Here is an 18,050-nt window from a genome sequence, read left to right on the forward strand (position 1 = left end):
CATTCGCATACGCGAGATTGCAGCGCTTCACCGTGCCGCGAATCCCAGCATGATACAGCAGCGACCGTCGCGCAGTCAGGCACGCCTCGATGTCGCGCAGGCTCTCGCGGTACGTGAGCTGCGCGAAGACCATCGTCGCAAAATGATCGTAGGCCGACAGCGCCCGCGTGTCGCGACTCAACGGATACCGCTTCGCGCAGCGCGAAAACTCTTCACCGCTCAAACCGGCGAGAACTTGGGCCAGAATTGTCTTTCCGGAGTTCACAAGCCGAAAACTCCGGAAATTGCCGCGAAATCGTCGGCAAAAATCCAAATCAATCACACCACGGAATCGACGTTACCTTCAACTCCACAGAATCTTAAGAATCTTCCGAGGCTCCTTAATCAGACAGCCGTGGGATGAGCCCTTACGATCGACTCCGGGGTTGGTTATCTCCGCGGAGTCCCTTCCGACTTCAAGCTGCTATCCGTGGACAACGTGCCCCGGAGCCAGTCTGGCAATCTACTCCTTTTGCTTTTTCTTAGGCCATAACACATAGAGAAGAAACGATACTGCGAACGTGGCTAAGTAGACAAACGTTACCAGTACGGGTGAAAAGAACAGCACTGCAACAAAATCATCCGAGCTTCTACTATAGAAGATGCCAAAATTGAACGGAATCCACAATAACGACACAGCAAGACTAGCCGCAACCGACGGGACCCACACCCTGCCCCTCCCACAGAGAAATGCACTTACCGCATGAGGCCACATGAGCCATACAGCAAGCTTCACCAAATCAAGAGCTGCAGGTGCCCTCATTTCCGGGACTACCAACACCATCGAGAAGACACTCAGCCATCGTGCAACTCTCGTCAGACGCGTTCTATTCATAGCCGAACTCCATTAGCTGCTAATTACGATTCTTAGTCACGTCGTTTTCGTTTCAAATCACGCACCAGGGGAGTACCTAAAGGGGACGGACATGTTCGATGCGAGACTGGGCGGGGATCGCTGGTTGGTCCACTTGATTTCGGACATTGGAAGCTGCTAGCGCGCTTCCGCTGGAACTTTCCCGCGCTCGTCGCGCTTCTGTCGGCGCCGCTTGCCCAACGTCGGGTCCAAGCCGCGCATCAATGGGCAGCCCCGCCCCGTGCGCGGCCCCCTGCCGCGTTCGCCCACAAGTTCGGTTAGCTCAGCAAGGCTCCGCGAAGCGGTCGCAAGCCGGCGATTTCACCCCATCCGGGGAGTACCTAAAGGGGACGGACATGTTCGATGCGAGGCTGCGCGGGGACCGCTGGTTGGTCCACTTGATTTCGGACATTGGAAGCTGCTAGCGCGCTTCCGCTGGAATTTTCCCGCGCTCGTCGCGCTTCGGTCGGCGCCGCTTGCCCAACGTCGGGCCCAAGCCGCGCGTCAAGGGGCAACTCTGCCCCGTGCGCGGCACCCTGCCGCGTTCGCCCACAGGTTCAGTCAGCTCAGCAAGGCTCCGCGAAGCGGTCGCAGGCCGGCGATTTCACCCCAGCCGGGGTCCGGCAGGTCGTGACGCTTCACACGGTGGGTCAGGCTGTGCTTCGTCCGGTACGCCGCGACGTGCCCGTCGACGAATTCCCGCCCACCCAGGACGAGCCCCTCGCTGAAGTACCGGATCCGGCAGCGGAGCACGTCGGGCAGGCTCAGTTTTCCACCGGCCTCCACCGCGGCCCGCACCTGCTCGGCTCGGAGCGACGCCTTCCCTTCCCGCGCCGCGCCCCCGCTCGTGAACAGCAGCAGCCGATAACTGCGCTGCGCCTGCTCCCAGTTTCCACCCACCACCGACTGCACGCCTTGGCGCGCACGGGCCTGACCACTCACCGCCTCGGCGTACCCGCAGAACCGGTAGTCCTTCGGATCCTTCGAGATTCCGGCCCGGACGCAGTTCAGATCGATGTACGCCGCCACCGTCTGGACGACCCGCTCCTTGCCCTCGAGCAACTGGCTCTTGAACCGATCCGCCCACACGGGTCCAAACCGCCGATGTCGGGCGTTGTACCAGATCGAGAAACGCTCCTTCAGCAGCTTCATGTACTGAGATACGTCGTACATCAACGCCCGCTGCCGCTTGCGCCACGCCTCCGCGATGGGGGTGTTCGCCGCCAGCCCGGCCCGGATCACCTCCAGCCGCGCAACTTGGTACTTGGTCGGCTTCGGATAAAGCACCGCGTAGCGCCGGAGCAGTTCCGCGTCCGAGAGCTCCGGTCGCTGCGGCACCCGCACCAGCAGATGAAAGTGATTCGACATGATGGCGTAGGTGAGGATCTCAACCCCGGCGAAGTCTGCCACCTGCCACATCTGCCGCCGCAGGATCTCCTTGGCGGTCGTGCCAAACATCCACTCCCCGTTCACCGTCCGGCTGATCAAGTGGTACACGCCCGGCTCCAGCTCCGAGTTCACTTTGATCCGTGCGCGCCGCATGCGCCTACGCCAATTCTTTTTTACCTTTTAGTCAACCCATTTGCGTGTCTGTCCCCGTTTGCCCCCCTTCGTGTTACTCGGGCGGGATGCGCCACGGTCGCGCGTTCATCGAGTTCCGGCCCGATGCCCACCGGCGGCTCGGCTTCCCCTGGGCGCAGCTCTGCCACTACACGCTCGAACCGCACCGCGGCGACGACGCCGAGACCCCGGAGCGGCTGACGCTCGCGTTCTCCACGGCCGACGTGGTGCTCGTCGGCGCGCGGTTCGGCAAGCTGGTCGAGCTGATCCACGAGCACGATCTGGAGTGGGTCGCCGTCGTGGACGCGCGCCATGCCGGTCTGCTCGCCCGTGCGCCCTGGGTCGCGAGCATCGCCATCACCCGGCTCGACAAGTCCGGCGGCGCAGCGGCCTGAGATCGCGACTTGGTTTTGCCTAAACGTCGGACTTTGTGCCTTCTTCAGCAATGTCCGGTCACGTCGTCAGAGCAGCATTCACGGATCACACCGTTCGCGTTTATCAGGCCTATCGCCCCGAGATCGCCGTTGCCGCACTCAAAGCCGGACGCTTCGTGCCGCCCTTCAAAATGGGACGGATGACGTGGATAAAGCCATCGTTCAACTGGATGATGTATCGCTCTGGCTACGCGACTAAACCAGGTCAGGAGGTTGTTCTCGAAATCGAGATCACACGCACCGGATTCGAGTGGGCGCTAGAGCATGCAACGCTCTCCTGCTTCAACGCGACTGTGCACGGCTCACCAGAGCAATGGGCAAGCGCACTGGAGACAAATTGCGTCCGTGTTCAATGGGACCCCGAGCGTGATTGGCAGCTAAACGCAATCGAAGGCGTGCGCGCCATTCAAATAGGACTGTCGGGGGAGGCTGTGAAGCGCTTCGTGACCGAGTGGATCGTCGGCATCGAGGACGTGACGCCAACGGCTCGCAAACTGGCAGACGCCGCAGCATCGGGAGTTCGCTCTCAAAATGCGCCCGATCTTTTCGAGCGTCCCTATCCGCTCGATGCCAGATACAGTCACATTCTGAGCGGCTAAGCCTTGCGCCGCTCCAGCTGCTGCAGCGCAGCGTCCCGGATCACGGATTCATTTGATGCGGCCAGTTTCCGAAGCGCGGATTCGGCCTCCCCGCCCGGCACTTTCCCGAGCGCCCAGATTGCTTTGCCTGCCAACGCTCGGCTGTCGTCGTAATTCAGATACTCAGGTATCCATTCGGTCGCTCGGACAAGCGCACTCACGGCCGCAGGGCTCCGCAGTTTGTCCAGCGCACTCACCACATCTTCATGGCTGACATGCCAGTCAGCTTCGAGCAACCGGGACAAGACGCCAACCTGATCGGCAGCAAACCCAAAGGCGTGTCCAACGATGAGCACGCACTGCACATCCTCGGAATTTTTTGATTGTAGCGCTTCCTCAAGCAGTCGCGTCGCCACGGCGCCGCGCTCAACCGCTGAGGGGAGGCGGCTGGCAAATTCCTCCTTTGATATTTTCCTGCCTGCACCTGGAGGAGTGATTACCAGGCCGCGGCACAGACTGCGTTCTTCGGATGTCATTTCGGAAGACCAAAGGTCAGGATGTTATTGTTGAACGTTTCGAGGGCCGTGCCTCTGCCCAATCCGATGTTGATCACGTCCCCTTCCAATTTGAAGAACGCGTTACTTGAGGTCCACCCCCTCTGAACCAACGGAAGGCTCTCAAACGTCTCACCGCCCAAGCCAGCATTCCGGACTCCAATATGGAGGCTCCGCACGACAGTACATCCGGAACATTCTCTCTGAACGTCAGTTACCCCAAGTACCTCCTGGTCATCCATCGGAAGATTAATGGTGTCAATTTCGACACGTACCTCGGATCGGATGGTATCGACACCTTCACGACAACCGAACAGGAGACCACCACATCACCAATTGGTCAGAAGATTGCGAGAGGGCGGGTTGTCCCTGGCATCGTACCATCGCACCTGGAAAGGAGCACAGCCACGCCGCAGCTGATTTGGCTGACCTTCCTGCCCCGAGTGATGCCCGATGAAAAGGCTGCATCGGTCGTCACCTCGTTTCTACCGACCGAGTTGTTCGTTCGTGAACCGTCTGTCCCCTCGAAGGCGTTCCACGTGGATGTGCAGAGAAATGCTCAAGGCGAGACGTCACAGATAGACTACGTTGCCCCGGGATATATTTTCGCCTCCCGCCCTACTCCTGACGAATTGCGGGCTCGGGGTTTGCCGGCAAACGCGACAGTCGTTTCACGGGAGGGCGTCGATCCCAGTACGATCCCCCCTGGAAAATATGCCGCCAACTTGGCTCGGCCCTACGACAAGGGTTACGTCGCAGCGCAGTTCCAGGCGCTGCCGACAAAAGATTACGGCACCGTCAAGTTACCCTCGGGCGCCCGGCTACTCGAATTCGCAACCATGCCGGGAGCAAAAACCAAGTCGGAACTTCGCGTCCTCGTCACCTACGCGGTCAACGTCACCGAGGGCACAGCCGACACCGGCCCTGTGACGACCGGGCTCCCCCCCCTGACTCCGGGCGCACGTATCGACGACTATCGCCTGTTGGACTCAAGCGGCAAGCAGGTCACCTATATCAGCCCGCACGGCGAATGGCTCCTGCGGCAATCCGAGCGCTTCCAGACTGCAGAACGTATGGCAAGACCAGAGGCACTTCTCGGGGAAATGTGATTGGTTCCGAGCACCGCACCATGAGTGCGATGTTCAGGAACACCAAAATCCGCGGGTGCACGACTTGAGCTACGTTGGGCTCCATTACAGGACGGGTCACAAGGGATCATCTCTTGCCTGTTACCTTTAGCCAGCGCTGCCGCGGCCCCGAATTTGCAGCGACGGCGTCCGCTCCCCCCCATCAGCTTTTCAGCCCTTTAGCCCTTTCCCGGCCTTCAGCCTTTTCCGACCTTGCGGCTCGGCGCCGCACGCGCAGGTTCACGGGCATGAGCATGGTCTACCGGACGCTGGGCAAAACGGGTCTCAAGGTGAGCGCGCTCTCCTTCGGCGCTTGGGTCACCTTCGGCAAACAGATCGGCGACCCCGTCGCCAAGGACCTCATGTACGCCGCGTACGACGCCGGCGTGAACTTCTTCGACAACGCCGAGGCCTACGCCGACGGCCAGGCCGAGCGCGTCATGGGCGCGATTCTCAAGGGCGCCGGCTGGCGCCGCAGTTCCTTTCTCGTCTCCAGCAAGGTCTTCTTCGGCTGGGAGGACGATCGCCCCAACCAGTCCGGTCTCTCCCGCAAACACATCATCGAGGGCTGCCACGCCGCCCTCCAACGCCTGCAGGTCGACTACCTCGATCTCTACTACTGCCACCGCCCCGATCCCGACGTCCCCGTCGCCGAGACCGCGTGGGCCATGCACGACCTCATCACCCAGGGCAAGGTGCTCTACTGGGGCACCAGCGAGTGGAGCGCCGCCCAGATCGCCGAGGCCCACCGCGAATGCCGCACCCACAACCTCCACGCGCCGGTCGTCGAGCAGCCGCAGTACAACCTCTTCCATCGCTCCCGCATCGAGATCGAGTATGCCCCGCTCTACAAGGCGCCCGGCCTCGGCACCACCATCTGGTCGCCCCTCGCCTCCGGCCTCCTCACCGGCAAGTACAATGCCGGCGTGCCCCAGGACTCCCGGCTCAATGCGCCCGGCATGGAGTGGCTGCGCGACACGATTCTCAAGCAGCCCGGCATCGAGAAGAAACTCGCCGCCCTCCCCGCCCTCGCCGCCCTCGCGCAGGAACTCGGCACGTCCCTCCCGCGCCTCGGCGTCGCTTGGTGCCTCAAGAATCCCCACGTCAGCACCGTCATCCTCGGCGCCTCCCGCGTGGAGCAGTTGCAGGAAAACCTCGGCGCGCTCGAGGTCGTCGACCGCCTCACGCCCGACGTGATGCGCCGCATCAACGCCCTCTCCGAGCCCGTCGCCACGTGAACATAGCCGTGGCGCGGGACGCATCCCGCCGCCACGAATCTCCGTTCCATTCCACAACCCTGTAGGCCTTCGCCCACCGGCTGCCGGCGCCCTACTCCACCTCCCAAACTGGCGCAGCCAGTTTGCTTAGCATCTTGGCGGACACCGTCCGCCAAGATGCTACGACATCACGACATCCACCACGCGGTTCTCGAGCCGGCTGCGCTCCGCCATGAAGCCCATGATGTGGCTCTCGATGGACGCCTCGAGGCTTGAGCTCAGGTACGAAGGATCGTGGCGCGAAACCGCCTGCACCCACGCCGACGCCAGGCGCCAGTCGCCGCCGCCGTGGCCGTCGGTCGTCTGCGAGAACTCCTCCTTCTTGCCGGTCACGAAGTTCGTCAGCGTGAAACGCTGCATGTCGCCCACGATGTCGCCGTGGCTGCCCATCACGCGCGTCTGCCGGCCGGCGTACGAGGTGAACGCCTCCATGCTGAAGCTGCTCGTGACCCCGTTCGCGAACTGGATGTTGGTCACGTAATGGTCCGGCTGGTCGTTATCCATCCGATACACGCAGCGGCCGTAGTTCGTCGTCCGGAGCCGCTGGAGGATGTGCTCGCTGTGCAGCGCCTTGTCGTCGGGCAGATCAAACACGAAGGTGCGCTTCCGCCGCACGTGATAGTGACGCACGGCCGAGTACGGACACCCGGCCTCCGCGGGACAGCCGTCGGTGCAACGTTCGGTGCTGCCGGCCGGCGCGTTTTCCTTCCGGAACCACTTGAGGTCGCCGAACGCCTGGATCTTCCGCGACGGCGAATCCACCAGCCAGCGGATGATGTCCAGGTCGTGGCAGGACTTCGCGAGGATGATGGGCGTCGTCTCGCGGCTGTTGTGCCAGTTGCCGCGCACGTACGAATGGGCCATGTGCGTGTGCTCGATCGGCTCCATGTGCTGGAGGCTGATGACTTGGCCGATCGCGCCGCTGCGGATGAGTTCGCGCAGGCGGATAAAGTACGGGGCGTAACGGAGCACGTGACACACGCCGACGATGCGGCCGGTCTCGTTCGCCAGGCGTAGGATGTCGCGGCACTCCTGCTCGGTCGGCGCAATCGGCTTCTCCAGCAACACGTCGTAACCGGCCGCCAGCGCCTTCATGCAGGGACCGTAGTGCAGGTTGTCCGGCGTCGTGATGATGATGGCGTCGGCAAACTTCGGCCGGGTAAAGACGTCCTCCCAGGTATTGAACCGCTGGTTCGCCGGGATGCTGTGGGTCTTGGCGTACCGCTCGTTGCGGAGCGCAATCGGCTCGGCGACACCCACGATTTTCAACTGCTCCGGATACTTGGCGGCGAAACCGCCGTACACATTGCCGCGACTGCCCGCCCCGAGGGTGATCGCCGTGACCGCCCGCCCGCCCATCGGCGCCGGGTTCGGCAGGAGAATCGGACGCCCGGCGTCATCCGCGGCGGAGGCGAACCGCGGCAGCGCGGTAGCACCGGCGGCGAGGCCGAGAATCTTGAGCAGGTCACGTCGGGACAGAGGACGGTATTCGGGGGTCATTTGAGAGAAGCGATGGGTCGAGCGTGGTTGATCTGAGGGACGATGTCAGGCCTTCGCAGGTGCTCACTGGGATCCCGAAGACGGCGGCGCCAGGTGCCGGCGGTAGAGGCGCTCGGCGGTGGCCACGGGGTCGCCGCTGGGGCGGGTGGCGTAGCCCTCGCCGTGGGCGTGGATCCAGCGCGCGGAGGCCGCATTGGCCCAGGCGGAAAACTCGGCCTGCGGGAAGGCCGTGCCATTTTCCAGCGCGGCGGTGCAGAGCGCGAAGAACTTCTCCCAGCGCGGCAGATAGTAGTCGCGCATCAGCCCGTTGTATTGGCGGCATGCGTAGTCCTCGAGGCCGCCGCCGGGCACGTGCCAGGCCGTAATGATCTCGCGCGCGGCGACCTCGTAGTAATCAGCCTCGGCGGCGTCCTTACCCCACCGTCGTGCCTGAGCCAGCCAGGGGCCGAGCAGAAACTCGTGGCGCGTGGCGAGCAGCTCGTCCAGGTCGCGCCCGAGCGCCAGGAACGTGGCGGCGGCGCGGCGGAAGGCCGCGACATCCTTGCGGCCGTACGCCGCGACCGCCTCGTCGTACACCGCCTTCGCGCGGTTGGTGAGCGCCTGGCGAGTGAAGTTCACGACGTCGTAGCGGTAGCCATCGGTCTGCCGCGCTGCCGGTGAGGCCTGCCACGCGGCCGCGAGCGCGGTGACCAGGTCCTCGGGGTGATAGTCGATGCGCGTCTGCTTCTCGATGCGCGAGTCGGGCCCAGGCCCCTTCAAGGGCGGCTTCGTCTGGAAAATCGAGGCGTGGCGGCCGATCACCTTGGTGTCGTCGACGAGGACCTTGGCCGCCACGGCGCGCCAGAGTTCCTCCACCGCGGGATCCGCGCCGCCGGCGCGCTGCGCCGCGTAGTCGCGCACCCAGGCATCGACGTCGATCGTCGCGCCAGGCCGCCAGGGCTGCTCGAGCACGAGTTCGAAGATCCCGGGGTTGACGTTGATGCCCTCGAGCGTGGAGCCCACGCCGATGCAGTTGGGCCGCTCGAGCGCATGGGGGATGCGCTGCGCGACCTTGCGCTGCGGCGCGGCGAGGTGCGTGTTGCCGCCGAAGTTGCCGAGATAATTCCAGATGAACGGCTGCCCGTAGAAGTTTTCGGTCAGCGGGTAGAACTCCACCTCCTCGCAGACGTAATCGAGCATCACGAGCCGGCCCGTGGGCACCGCGTTGAGGAAGGCCTCGAGCCGGCCGCCCTGGGTCCAGTGCTTGCGCTGGTAGTAGTAGGTCCACGCCATCTGGTACCAGCGGGCGTCGGCATCGACGGCGACCATGCCGTCGAAGATCGCCCGGGAAACCTTGCGGAGATAGTCGAGATCCCAACTCGGCGGGAGCATCTCGTTGAACGAATCGGCCGCGTAGAGGTGATCGGTGCCGTAGAGCTCGGTCTGCGCGCGCAGGAAACGCTGCTGGATCTCGGGGAAGAGCGGGTCCGTCGGATCGAGGTAGGTCGTCGCGTACTTCGGATCCATGCCACCCCACTTCGCGCCGATGCGCGTGAGCTTTGCCTGCGGTCGCACGCGCGCCAGCTCGGGCGGCACATGCCCGGCGAAACCGGACAGGATCGCCTTCATCCCGAGGGCGCGAACGCGCCCGAGAATCTGCCGCTGCAGCGCCTGCTGACCGTCGATGTACGAGCGCGGCAGCGGACCGCCCCAGCGGTCGAGGTTGGCCATGCGGTGCCACGGCAGGTGTGCGGGGCCCGAGAAGAACGCGCGAATCTCATCCTCGCCCAGCCCATAGCTCTGCCAGACGCGCAGCCAGACCGCCTCCTGCCCACATTGCAGGAGCGGCCGGTTGATGCCGTTCATGGCCATCCAGTCGATGAAGCGCTGCCACTCGTTCCAGCCCCACCAGGGCGTGGTGTAGCCAAACGTGCAGTAGTTGAGGAAGAACCGCTCCGCCGCGCCGCACGTGCCCCGCACCTTCGCCGCCGGCGCCGGCAGCGGTCCAGCCAACAGGAGCGGCTCCACGGCCTGCCAGTCGTAGTTCCGGTGCACCTCGCGGCGCAGGTACTGGTTGAACGCGACCGCCAGCGCCACGCCGTGGTTGCCGCGGAGCACGACGCGCCCGCCGGGCAGCGCCTCGTACTCGAATACATCCCGCCCGTCCTCCGCCGGGATCACCTCACAGGCGAACGCGTCCGCGTGCCCCGGGAGCACGCGTCGGATCAGCCCCTCGGCCGCGGCGACGGCCTCCCCCGTGGCGTTGACCGGCGGCGAGTCCGGCGCCGGATTTCCCGGCGCGGCGGACAGCAACGAAGGCGCGGCGGCAGGCACCGCTAGACCAAGGGAGAGGACGAGGATCGGGATACGCATGAAAAAACTAGAATCGGCCCTTGAGGCCGAAGCTCCAGAGCGAGCCGTACATCTCGCGCTGCTCGAACCGCGCCCATTTCGGGGTATTCGGACCGTACTTCTTGGAGTCCTCCGGCGCGTCACCCAGGTTACGCATGGCGAGGAAGACGCCGAGCCGCTTGTGGAAGTAGTACTCGGCACCGACGTCGATGTAGAGCCGCTTGGAGCCGTACTCATACGTGCCGGCCTCCAGCCCGCGGCCGGTGACCTGGCCGCGGCGGTGCGCGCCGCGATAGTTCCAGTTCACGCGTACGTTGTACTTCGGCCGCGTGAGGCTGATGCCCCAGCTGCCGTAGCGCGGGATGAAGCCGGAGAAGTTCGAAGCCACGTTCTCCGTGCCGACGACGCGCTGCGCACTCGCGTTGGCGAACACCTGCACGCCACGCGCCCAGTTGGGCAGGAAGGTCAACGCCTGCTTGTAGTCGAACTCGAGGCCGGTCATGCGCACCGTCTCCTGCAGGTTGTACTTGGTCGAGACGTCGTATCCCTCGTACACGGCCGGATCGAGGCCGTAGAGCGTGAGGAACTCGGGCGTCACCGGGAACACGGTCGAGCCGAAGAAGTTGTCGAACTCGCGGCGAAACGCGCCGATCGAGACCTGGCCCACGCGCTCGAAATAGTATTCGAGGCGCACCTTGTAGGTCTGGGCCGTCCACGCCTTGATGCCGACGTTCTCGGTCGAGAACCGGTTGCTCGTGCTCGGCGGCGAGTCCGGATCGGGCAGCGTGATGCCGCTGGCGTACTGGTTCAGGTTGGGCCGGCCGATCGAGGTGTAGTACGCGCCGCGCAGGATCAGGTTCTCGCGCAGGTTGTAGCTCGCATTGAGGCTCGGGAACCAGCGCAGGTACTCCTTGCTCGCGCGCGTGCCGCGGTGGACGCGGGTGAGTTTCGCCACGCCGAGCGCATCGGACGTCGGCACAATCAGCAGTGGCTTGCCGGTGCTGTCGTACAGCACGTGCCCGCTGGCGTCGCGCTGGTAGTTGCGCGTCTTGTCGTTCAGCGGGCCCTCGGCCTTGATGTTGGTCTGCTCGGCGCGCACGCCGCCCACCAGTTTCAGGCGCCGGTTGAAGAAGGCCACGTCGCCGCGGAAGTACGCGGACGAGACCATCTCCTCGACGCGCTTCGAGCCCTGCACCTCGGCAATGTAGGCCGCGCTCTCGTTGTAAACGAAGTATTCGGGATGGGTCTGGTACAGCTCCCAGAGCTTTTCGCCACTCTCCCACTCGATCCGCGGGAAGCCGAAGCGTGGCACCCGTTGCGAGAAGAGGTCGTCGCGCACGATGCTGGCGTTGTCGTCGCTCCCCACGGGCGTCGTGCTCGCCTTCCCGTCGGCGCCGACGAACTGGAAGGTCGGATTTGTGCTCTGCAGGTCGCGGGCCATGTGCCGCACATCCACGCCGGTCTTGATCGCCACCGGCACGCCGCGGACGTCCAGGTCGCGGCGCAGGTTGGCGAAAGCCGTGCGGCGCTCGTCGTACACCTTGGCCATCGTGCCGCTGGAGGTGCCGAGCGCGTAGCTGGAAAGCTGGAAGGGATCGACCGGCGCTCCGGCCGCATCCGTCACCGTGATCGTGCCCGGCCGCAGGTAGTTGATGTCGTCAAAGGAGACCGTAACGCCGGTGCGCCGCGCCTGCGTGGCGTTGAACGCGCCGACGTCGACGTCCTGGTACTGGGTGCGCGAGCGCGAGTAGCCCAGGCCGACCTCGGACACCCAGATGGGGCCGTTGTGGCGATAGGTGAGCGACGGCATGATCGTCGCGCCCGGCCGGATACGGGCAGTGTTGTTGAGCCGGACCTCGCCCTTGCCGGCGACGCCGTGCGTCGCAGTCGGGCTGAAGTCCTTCACCTGCTGCACGAGGAAGGTCTGGTTGCGGGTGCCGAAGGACTCCTCGAGGCTGGCGAACTGGAGCGACACCGAGATGCGGTCGAACGGCGAGAGCTTGAAGTCCAGCGTGCCGCCGAGCGAGTAGCGCTCCGTCTCCTTGCCGCTGTCGCGGATCACGTACTCCGCCATGTACGGATTGTCCGGCGTGGTGTCCGGCAGGCCGGTGCCGTTGGTGGCATAGCCGGCGCCGAACCACTTGGAGGTGGCGGACGGCTGGGCGGTGTACTGCAGCGAGTAGCCGCCGGAAAGGGTGAAGCCGAAGCGCTTGTTCACGGGCACGATCGAGCTGAAGTCGAAACCGGGGTGCACCTTGCGCGTCGCCTTGAACCGCGGGCCGGGCGTCTTGTGCCAATCCTTCTCGTCGTCCTTCATCATGACGTGGACGCTGTAGGTCGTCACCGGCCGGGAGCGTTCAAACGCGCTGCGGGGAACCATGTTGACGGAGCCCGCGAGCGCGGAGCCGGGAGACTCGGGTGTCGGCGAGTGCAGCACCTCGATGCGCGCGATGCTGTTGATCGAGACCTGGTCGAGTTCCACGGCGCGGCGGGTGCCGGCGCCGGCGCTGCTGGCCAGGTCGAAGCCGCCGATCGTGATCGGCACGTTGTCGGCCGGCACGCCGTTCATCGAGAAACGCCGTGCGTCGCCGCCGGTGTAGTCCGAGACGATGCCGGGGAGGAACTTCATGAACTCGCCCACGCTGCCATCGGTGATGGTGCCGAACTCGTCCGCCGAGACGACGTTCACGATGTTCGGCGCGAAGCGCTGCTCATTGATGGCGATGGCCGCGCCCTCCATCTCCTTGGAGGAGCTGACGACCACCTCCTCCATCTTGATCACCTGGTCCGTGCCGCCCCGGCGGGGGGCGCCGGCGGCGGGCATGAGGATGTCGTGCTCCACCGTCTGGCCGCCGACGATGGTCACGGTCTCCACCTGGGTGCCGAGGCCGGTGTAGAAAACGCGCAGCTGCACCGGGCCGGCCGGGAGGCTGCTGAAGCGATACTGGCCCTCGCGGTCGGAGAGCACCTGTTCCTTGGTGCTCTCGACCGTGAGGAGGGCCTTTTCGATGTATTCACCACGCTGGGTGTCGAGCACCCGGCCGGTGAGGCCGCCGGTGGGCGAGCCGTCCGCGGCGAGGGCGGGAGATTGGGGTCCGAGCGCGAAGGTCAGGAGCGCGCCGAGCAAGGCCAGAGGTTTCTTGCGCATTTTGGTGTTGGTGGTCGGGGGAGAGAAAGCCGTCCCAGGGCGCCGGGCCCGGTGCACGAGCAGTGCGCCGGTGCGCCGGTGCTCCACGACCACGAGCCCGGTTCCGACCAGCATCCGGTCGAGCGCCGCCCGCGGGGTGAAGGTGCCGTGCACCGCCTGGGTCTGTATTCCCGCCATGGATTCAGCGGGAAACAGGATTTCGCGTTCCGCCTGCGCGGCGTAACGCTTGAGCATCTCCGTGGCCTCGCCCGCGGGCAGATCGAACGACCGGGGCGTGGTGTCGGCGGCGAACGCCGTCGCCAGCATCAGCCACCCCAGCAGGGCGAAACCCACCCGCCGTCCCCATCGACTCCACAACAAAACGACGAAAGGATTCGGCAGCATGGCAGTCGGGGGGCAGGGGCAAGGGCATGGCGGAGGTGTGTCGCCTCCCAAGATGCGTGTGCCGCGAATCTCCGTTAAAAAAACTTCATCCGGGGCCGCAAAATCGCGGTCCCCACCCTCGCTCCGCGCCCAGGGCGCGTCATTCCGGCGGCCGCAGCACGATCTCGCTGTCGCTCCGCCGTTCGATGCGGACACCGAAGCCGGCCTCGAGCAGGTGCACGAAGCCTTCGACGTTGTCCGAGCGGATGGCGGCGCTGACGCGGAGCGTGGCGAGCGCAGGGTCCAGGACGAGTTGCACCACGTTGCGGCGGTTGAACTCGTCGACGACCTCGCGCAGCGGCACGGCGGTGAAATCGAGCAGCCGATGCTGCCAGGCCATGACCCGGGCAATCTCCCCGGCCGTCAGTGTGGCCACCTGCGGCGCCGCCGGCGCCGTCAGCGCGACCACCGCGCGCTGCCGCACGTCGAGGGCGACTGGCTCCCGTCGCCCCGGCGCGTTCTCGGCGGCCGTCGGTTGCTCGAGTTGCACGCGGCCGTGCGTCACGAGCACTTCCACCACGGCGGCGTCAACGCGCACGTTGAAGGCGGTACCGACCGCGCGCACCTCGAGTCCCCGGGCCACGACAAAGAACGGCCGGGCCGGGTCTTTTTGCACCGTGAAATGAGCTTCGCCGCGCTCCAGCACCACGCGACGCTCGGTCGCCGTGAACTGGGTGGTGATGGTCGCGTCGCGGTTGAGTTCGACGCGCGAGCCGTCGGGCAGCACGCGCTCCCCCTCGCTGGGCACGATCGGCCGCATCACCGGCTCCGCAGGCGCGGCGGGATTCGCGGCCACGACCCGCGGGGCCGCGGGGTGCGGCGTGGCCACGGGACGCGGCAGCCAAAGGGCGGCCACGATCGCGGCGGCGGCAAGCGTCGCGGCGGCGGGCCAGAAGCGCAGGACGCGGCGGCGCAGCGGCGGCGAAAGCAGGTCGGGATTGGGCTGGGCGCTGTGCTCGGGCCGCCATTGGGCGAGCGCATCGAGCCGCTGCCAGTGCCGGCGGAAACGCGCGATCTGTTGCCCATGCCGCGGATCCTGCGCCAGCCACTCCGAATAAGCGTCCTGCTCCGGCGGGGAGAGCCCGCGGTCGACGCGCAGCACCCACGCCGCCGCCTCATCGGCGATGCGGGCGGCGTCGCGATCGAAGGAAGGTGACTCAGCCATGGCGGGGAGGACGCGCCCTTTCCAGGCGCTCAAAATACTCGGCGATCTTGCGGAGGCCAATCGTGCCCTGCGCCTCGACGGTGTGCTCCGCAATCCCGAGTCGCGCCGCGACCTCCTTCTGCGAGAGGCCGTAGATCTTGCGGAGAGTGATGATCTGCCGGCAACGCGTCGGCAGCGACTGGATGGCTTGGGTCAAGATTTCGAGTTCCTGGGCACGGGCGACGGACTCACTGACGTCCGCGCCATCATCCAAGATACCGTCCGCATCGATTTCCGCTAAACCGCCCTGCCCGGCCACCCGTTCGTGCCGCAGCCGCCCGAGCGCGAGGTTGCGCGCCGTGGCGAAGAGGAAGGCCTTGGGCGAATCCATGGGCGTGGTGGCCCGGGCCGCGAGGACCCGGACGTACGCCTCCTGGATGATGTCGTCGACGTCGGCCCCCGGAAACCGGCTTTTCAGCCAGCTCCGCAGCATCGCCTCATGCGGCTGCAGGAACTGGCAGAACCAGCCGGCTTGTTCGGGGTCTTCCGGCATCGCCTGGTCTCGCGTTCAACGCCGCGGCGTCACGCGGCCTTCGGCTTCTGGAAGAGGGTCACGGCGCTGCAGACCATCGTGAGAACGCAGCAGGCGACCATGGAGATGAACACGCCGCGCCAGCCGAACTTGTCGGCGATCCAGCCCACGCCGGTGCCGGCGATGGCCGAGCCGAAGACGTAGCCGAAGAAGCCGGTGAAGCCGGCCGCGGTGCCGGCGGCCTTCTTGGGCACGAGATCGAGCGCGTGCAGGCCGATGAGCATCACCGGGCCGTAGATCAGGAAACCGATCGCGGTGAGCGCGGCGTAGTCGATCCAGCGCGGACCGTGGAGATTGCCCCAGTAGACCAGCACGCCCACGAGCGTGAGCGCCATGAAGAGGATCGTGGCCGGGGCGCGGCGGCCCTTGAAGACCTTGTCGGAAACCCAGCCGCAGACGATGGTGCCGGGGATCGCGGCGAACTCGAAGAGCAGCCAGCCCACGCTGGAGTCCTTGAACGAGAATCCCTTCTGCGTCTCGAGGTACGTGGGGATCCAGTTCACCACGCCGTAGCGCACGAAGTACACGAAGGCGTTGGCGACCGCGATGGCCCAGAGCGCGCCGTTGTTCAGCACGTGGCCGAAGAAGATCTCCTTGAAGGTGAACGTGCGTTCGTGATCGGCCGAATAGCCCGGCGGATAGTCCTGCCGGTACTCCTCGATCGGCGGCAGCCCGCAGGATTGCGGCGTGTCGCGCATCAGGCCCCACACGAGGAAGGCCACCACGGCGGCGATCAGCGCATTGAAATAGAAGGTCGCGCCCCAGTCGTTGAACCAGGCGACGCCCAGCGTGGCGAACCAGGCGACCAAGCCGCCGCCGACGTTGTGCGCCACGTTCCAGAGCGAGACGGTGAGACCGCGCTCCTTGGTGCTCCACCAGTGCACCATGGTCTTGCCGCACGGAGGCCAGCCCATGCCCTGCACCCAGCCGTTGATAAACTGCAGGATGATGATCAAGGCGAAGGACGCGTAGAGCGCCTTGAACATGCCCGACGCCGCCATGATGACGCAGGACAGCAGCAGGCCCAGCGGCAGGAAATACCGCGGGTTGCTCCGGTCGGAGACCGAACCCATCAGGAACTTCGACAACCCATACGCGAGCGACAGGCCCGTGAGCGCGGTGCCGAGCATCGCCTTGGTGTACTCCGGGTGCTCCTTGAGGATGCTCGGGATCGCCAGGGCGAGGTTGTTGCGGACGAGATAATACGAGGCGTAGCCCAGGAAGATGCCGACGAACACCTGCAGGCGCAGCCGTCGATAAAGCCCGGGCACCTGCGCCGCCGGCACGCGCGGTTGCAGGGGCGCGGGTTGGAGGAGATGCAGGCCAAAGGGAAGCCTCCTGGACGTACTGCCCGACGGCGCCGCAAGGCGGCCGGTCGGCTGGGCGGCGCCCGCCCGGCCCGAGGCCGGGTTGGACGCCGATTTGGATTCGTCGATCATGAAACTGGAATTCCGCTGGTTATGCGCCGGGCGGGCGACCCAAGGAAGCTAATCCTGCCGTGGCCGCCGGAATGTCACCGGCAGCGCCGCCTGCTTTGCACCCCATCAGGTGCCCGGCGCGGGGAGCCGACGCCGTTGGCGGCGGCTCCGGGACGCGTGACGCGAGGCGATGTCAGCCCTTGAGCTGGGCCCGCAGCCAGCCCGGGCGATTCGTCGTGATGCTCTCGGTGCCGAGCTGGACCCAGTGTTTGGCAACCTCCGGGTCGTCGACCGTCCAGACATGCAGCTCGAGGCCGGCGTCCTTAATCTTCTTCACGTCGGCCGGCGTGAGCGGCCAGGTAGACTGGAGATCGAGGCCGGTGAAGCCGGCGGCTTTCGCCTGGGCGATGACCTCGTCAATGGTCGGCTGCGGCTTGGCGGGCTTTTTCGACTTCTTGGCCGGCGCGGAGTCCGGCGCCTTGTAGCCCGCGAGGTACTGCGTCTTGTACTCCGGCAGCTCCTCCCGGACGGCCTTCAGCGCGTCGTAGTTGAAGGAAATGAATGTGATCATCTTCGGCGTCGCGCCGGTCTTCTTGAGACAGCGGGCGATCGCGGGGACGATCTCGGGCCCCACCTTGATCTCGACGAACATCCGCTTCCCGGCCGGGATGAGCGCGATCTGTTCCTCAAACGTCGGGAGCTTCTCGCCCTTGAACTGCGGGCCCTTCCAGGAACCGGCGTCGAGCGCGCGAAGCTCGTCGAGCGTGCTCTGGGCCGGCACCAGCTCCTGTCCGGTCGTCCGCTTCGTGTTCTTGTCGTGCAGGACCACGAGTTGCCCGTCCTTGGTCAGGTAAATGTCGGTCTCGACGACATCGGTCCCCTGCTCCCAGGCGAGGCGGTTGGAGGCGAGGGTGTTTTCGGGCGCGTCGTACGAGGCGCCACGATGGGCAACGATATCGACCGCGCGGCCGGTGGAGGTGAGCGCCAGGCCGGCGAGAACGAGGGGGAGAATGCGCTTGATCATAGGAAAGAGGGGAAGGGACGTGAGTGCGGGAAAAATAAAGGCCGGCGC

14 protein-coding genes are annotated in these 18,050 nt (G+C 65.5%); 4 read left to right on the forward strand and 10 right to left on the reverse strand.

Features of this window, described 5'->3' with window-relative positions; genetic code table 11:
* Together DB354_RS05110 and DB354_RS05115 are read right to left on the reverse strand one after the other, a co-directional pair.
* A partial coding sequence (locus DB354_RS05110; protein WP_343205552.1) for a DUF4372 domain-containing protein occupies positions 1-322 on the reverse strand: 322 nt, incomplete at its 3' end.
* A gap of 1,131 nt (positions 323-1,453) precedes the next feature.
* The gene (locus tag DB354_RS05115; protein WP_107834371.1) at positions 1,454-2,434 is read right to left on the reverse strand and encodes a transposase; all 981 of its coding nucleotides are present in this window, start codon (positions 2,432-2,434) and stop codon (positions 1,454-1,456) included.
* Between the two features lie 86 nt (positions 2,435-2,520).
* Here DB354_RS05115 and DB354_RS05120 point away from each other — a divergent pair, with 86 nt between their 5' ends.
* Positions 2,521-2,847 (forward strand): hypothetical protein, encoded by a 327-nt coding sequence (locus DB354_RS05120; protein WP_107834372.1) that lies wholly within the window; start codon positions 2,521-2,523, stop codon positions 2,845-2,847.
* Between the two features lie 50 nt (positions 2,848-2,897).
* Entirely contained in the window at positions 2,898-3,485 is a 588-nt protein-coding gene (locus DB354_RS05125; protein WP_107834373.1) for a DUF4291 domain-containing protein, read from the forward strand.
* On the opposite strand, the gene DB354_RS05130 is transcribed toward DB354_RS05125, so the two are convergent.
* Positions 3,482-4,000, reverse strand: coding sequence for a hypothetical protein (locus tag DB354_RS05130; RefSeq protein WP_146180114.1), 519 nt, complete (start codon positions 3,998-4,000; stop codon positions 3,482-3,484). The two genes, DB354_RS05125 and DB354_RS05130, sit on opposite strands and share 4 nt — an antisense overlap.
* A gap of 182 nt (positions 4,001-4,182) precedes the next feature.
* Between DB354_RS05130 and DB354_RS05135 the strand changes: the two genes are divergently transcribed.
* Positions 4,183-5,127 carry a hypothetical protein gene (locus DB354_RS05135; RefSeq protein WP_107834375.1) on the forward strand — a complete coding sequence of 315 codons (945 nt, stop codon included), beginning with the start codon at positions 4,183-4,185 and terminating at the stop codon, positions 5,125-5,127.
* A 272-nt stretch (positions 5,128-5,399) separates the two neighbouring features.
* A complete protein-coding gene (locus DB354_RS05140) occupies positions 5,400-6,383 on the forward strand; it encodes an aldo/keto reductase (protein WP_107834677.1) in 984 nt (327 codons plus the stop codon).
* A 159-nt stretch (positions 6,384-6,542) separates the two neighbouring features.
* Here DB354_RS05140 and DB354_RS05145 read toward each other — a convergent pair whose 3' ends face one another.
* From DB354_RS05145 to DB354_RS05175, 7 genes are all read right to left on the reverse strand, one after another.
* A complete protein-coding gene (locus DB354_RS05145) occupies positions 6,543-7,922 on the reverse strand; it encodes a Gfo/Idh/MocA family oxidoreductase (RefSeq protein ID WP_107834376.1) in 1,380 nt (459 codons plus the stop codon).
* A 63-nt stretch (positions 7,923-7,985) separates the two neighbouring features.
* Positions 7,986-10,274, reverse strand: coding sequence for an alpha-N-acetylglucosaminidase (locus DB354_RS05150; protein WP_158277379.1), 2,289 nt, complete (start codon positions 10,272-10,274; stop codon positions 7,986-7,988).
* 7 nt (positions 10,275-10,281) lie between these two features.
* Complete coding sequence (locus tag DB354_RS05155; protein ID WP_107834378.1) at positions 10,282-13,785, reverse strand: TonB-dependent receptor; 3,504 nt, start codon at positions 13,783-13,785, stop codon at positions 10,282-10,284.
* A 139-nt stretch (positions 13,786-13,924) separates the two neighbouring features.
* Entirely contained in the window at positions 13,925-14,989 is a 1,065-nt protein-coding gene (locus DB354_RS05160; RefSeq protein ID WP_107834379.1) for a FecR domain-containing protein, read from the reverse strand.
* Positions 14,982-15,521, reverse strand: a complete 540-nt coding sequence (locus DB354_RS05165; protein WP_107834380.1) for a sigma-70 family RNA polymerase sigma factor — start codon at positions 15,519-15,521, stop codon at positions 14,982-14,984. The genes DB354_RS05160 and DB354_RS05165 overlap by 8 nt, the downstream gene beginning before the upstream one ends.
* A gap of 29 nt (positions 15,522-15,550) precedes the next feature.
* Positions 15,551-16,999, reverse strand: a complete 1,449-nt coding sequence (gene pgtP / locus DB354_RS05170; protein ID WP_107834381.1) for a phosphoglycerate transporter protein PgtP — start codon at positions 16,997-16,999, stop codon at positions 15,551-15,553.
* A gap of 172 nt (positions 17,000-17,171) precedes the next feature.
* Entirely contained in the window at positions 17,172-18,002 is an 831-nt protein-coding gene (locus tag DB354_RS05175; RefSeq protein WP_107834382.1) for a glycerophosphodiester phosphodiesterase, read from the reverse strand.
* Positions 18,003-18,050: the final 48 nt, after the last annotated feature.

It is taken from the genome of Opitutus sp. ER46, from assembly GCF_003054705.1.
Classification (GTDB): Bacteria; Verrucomicrobiota; Verrucomicrobiia; order Opitutales; family Opitutaceae; genus ER46.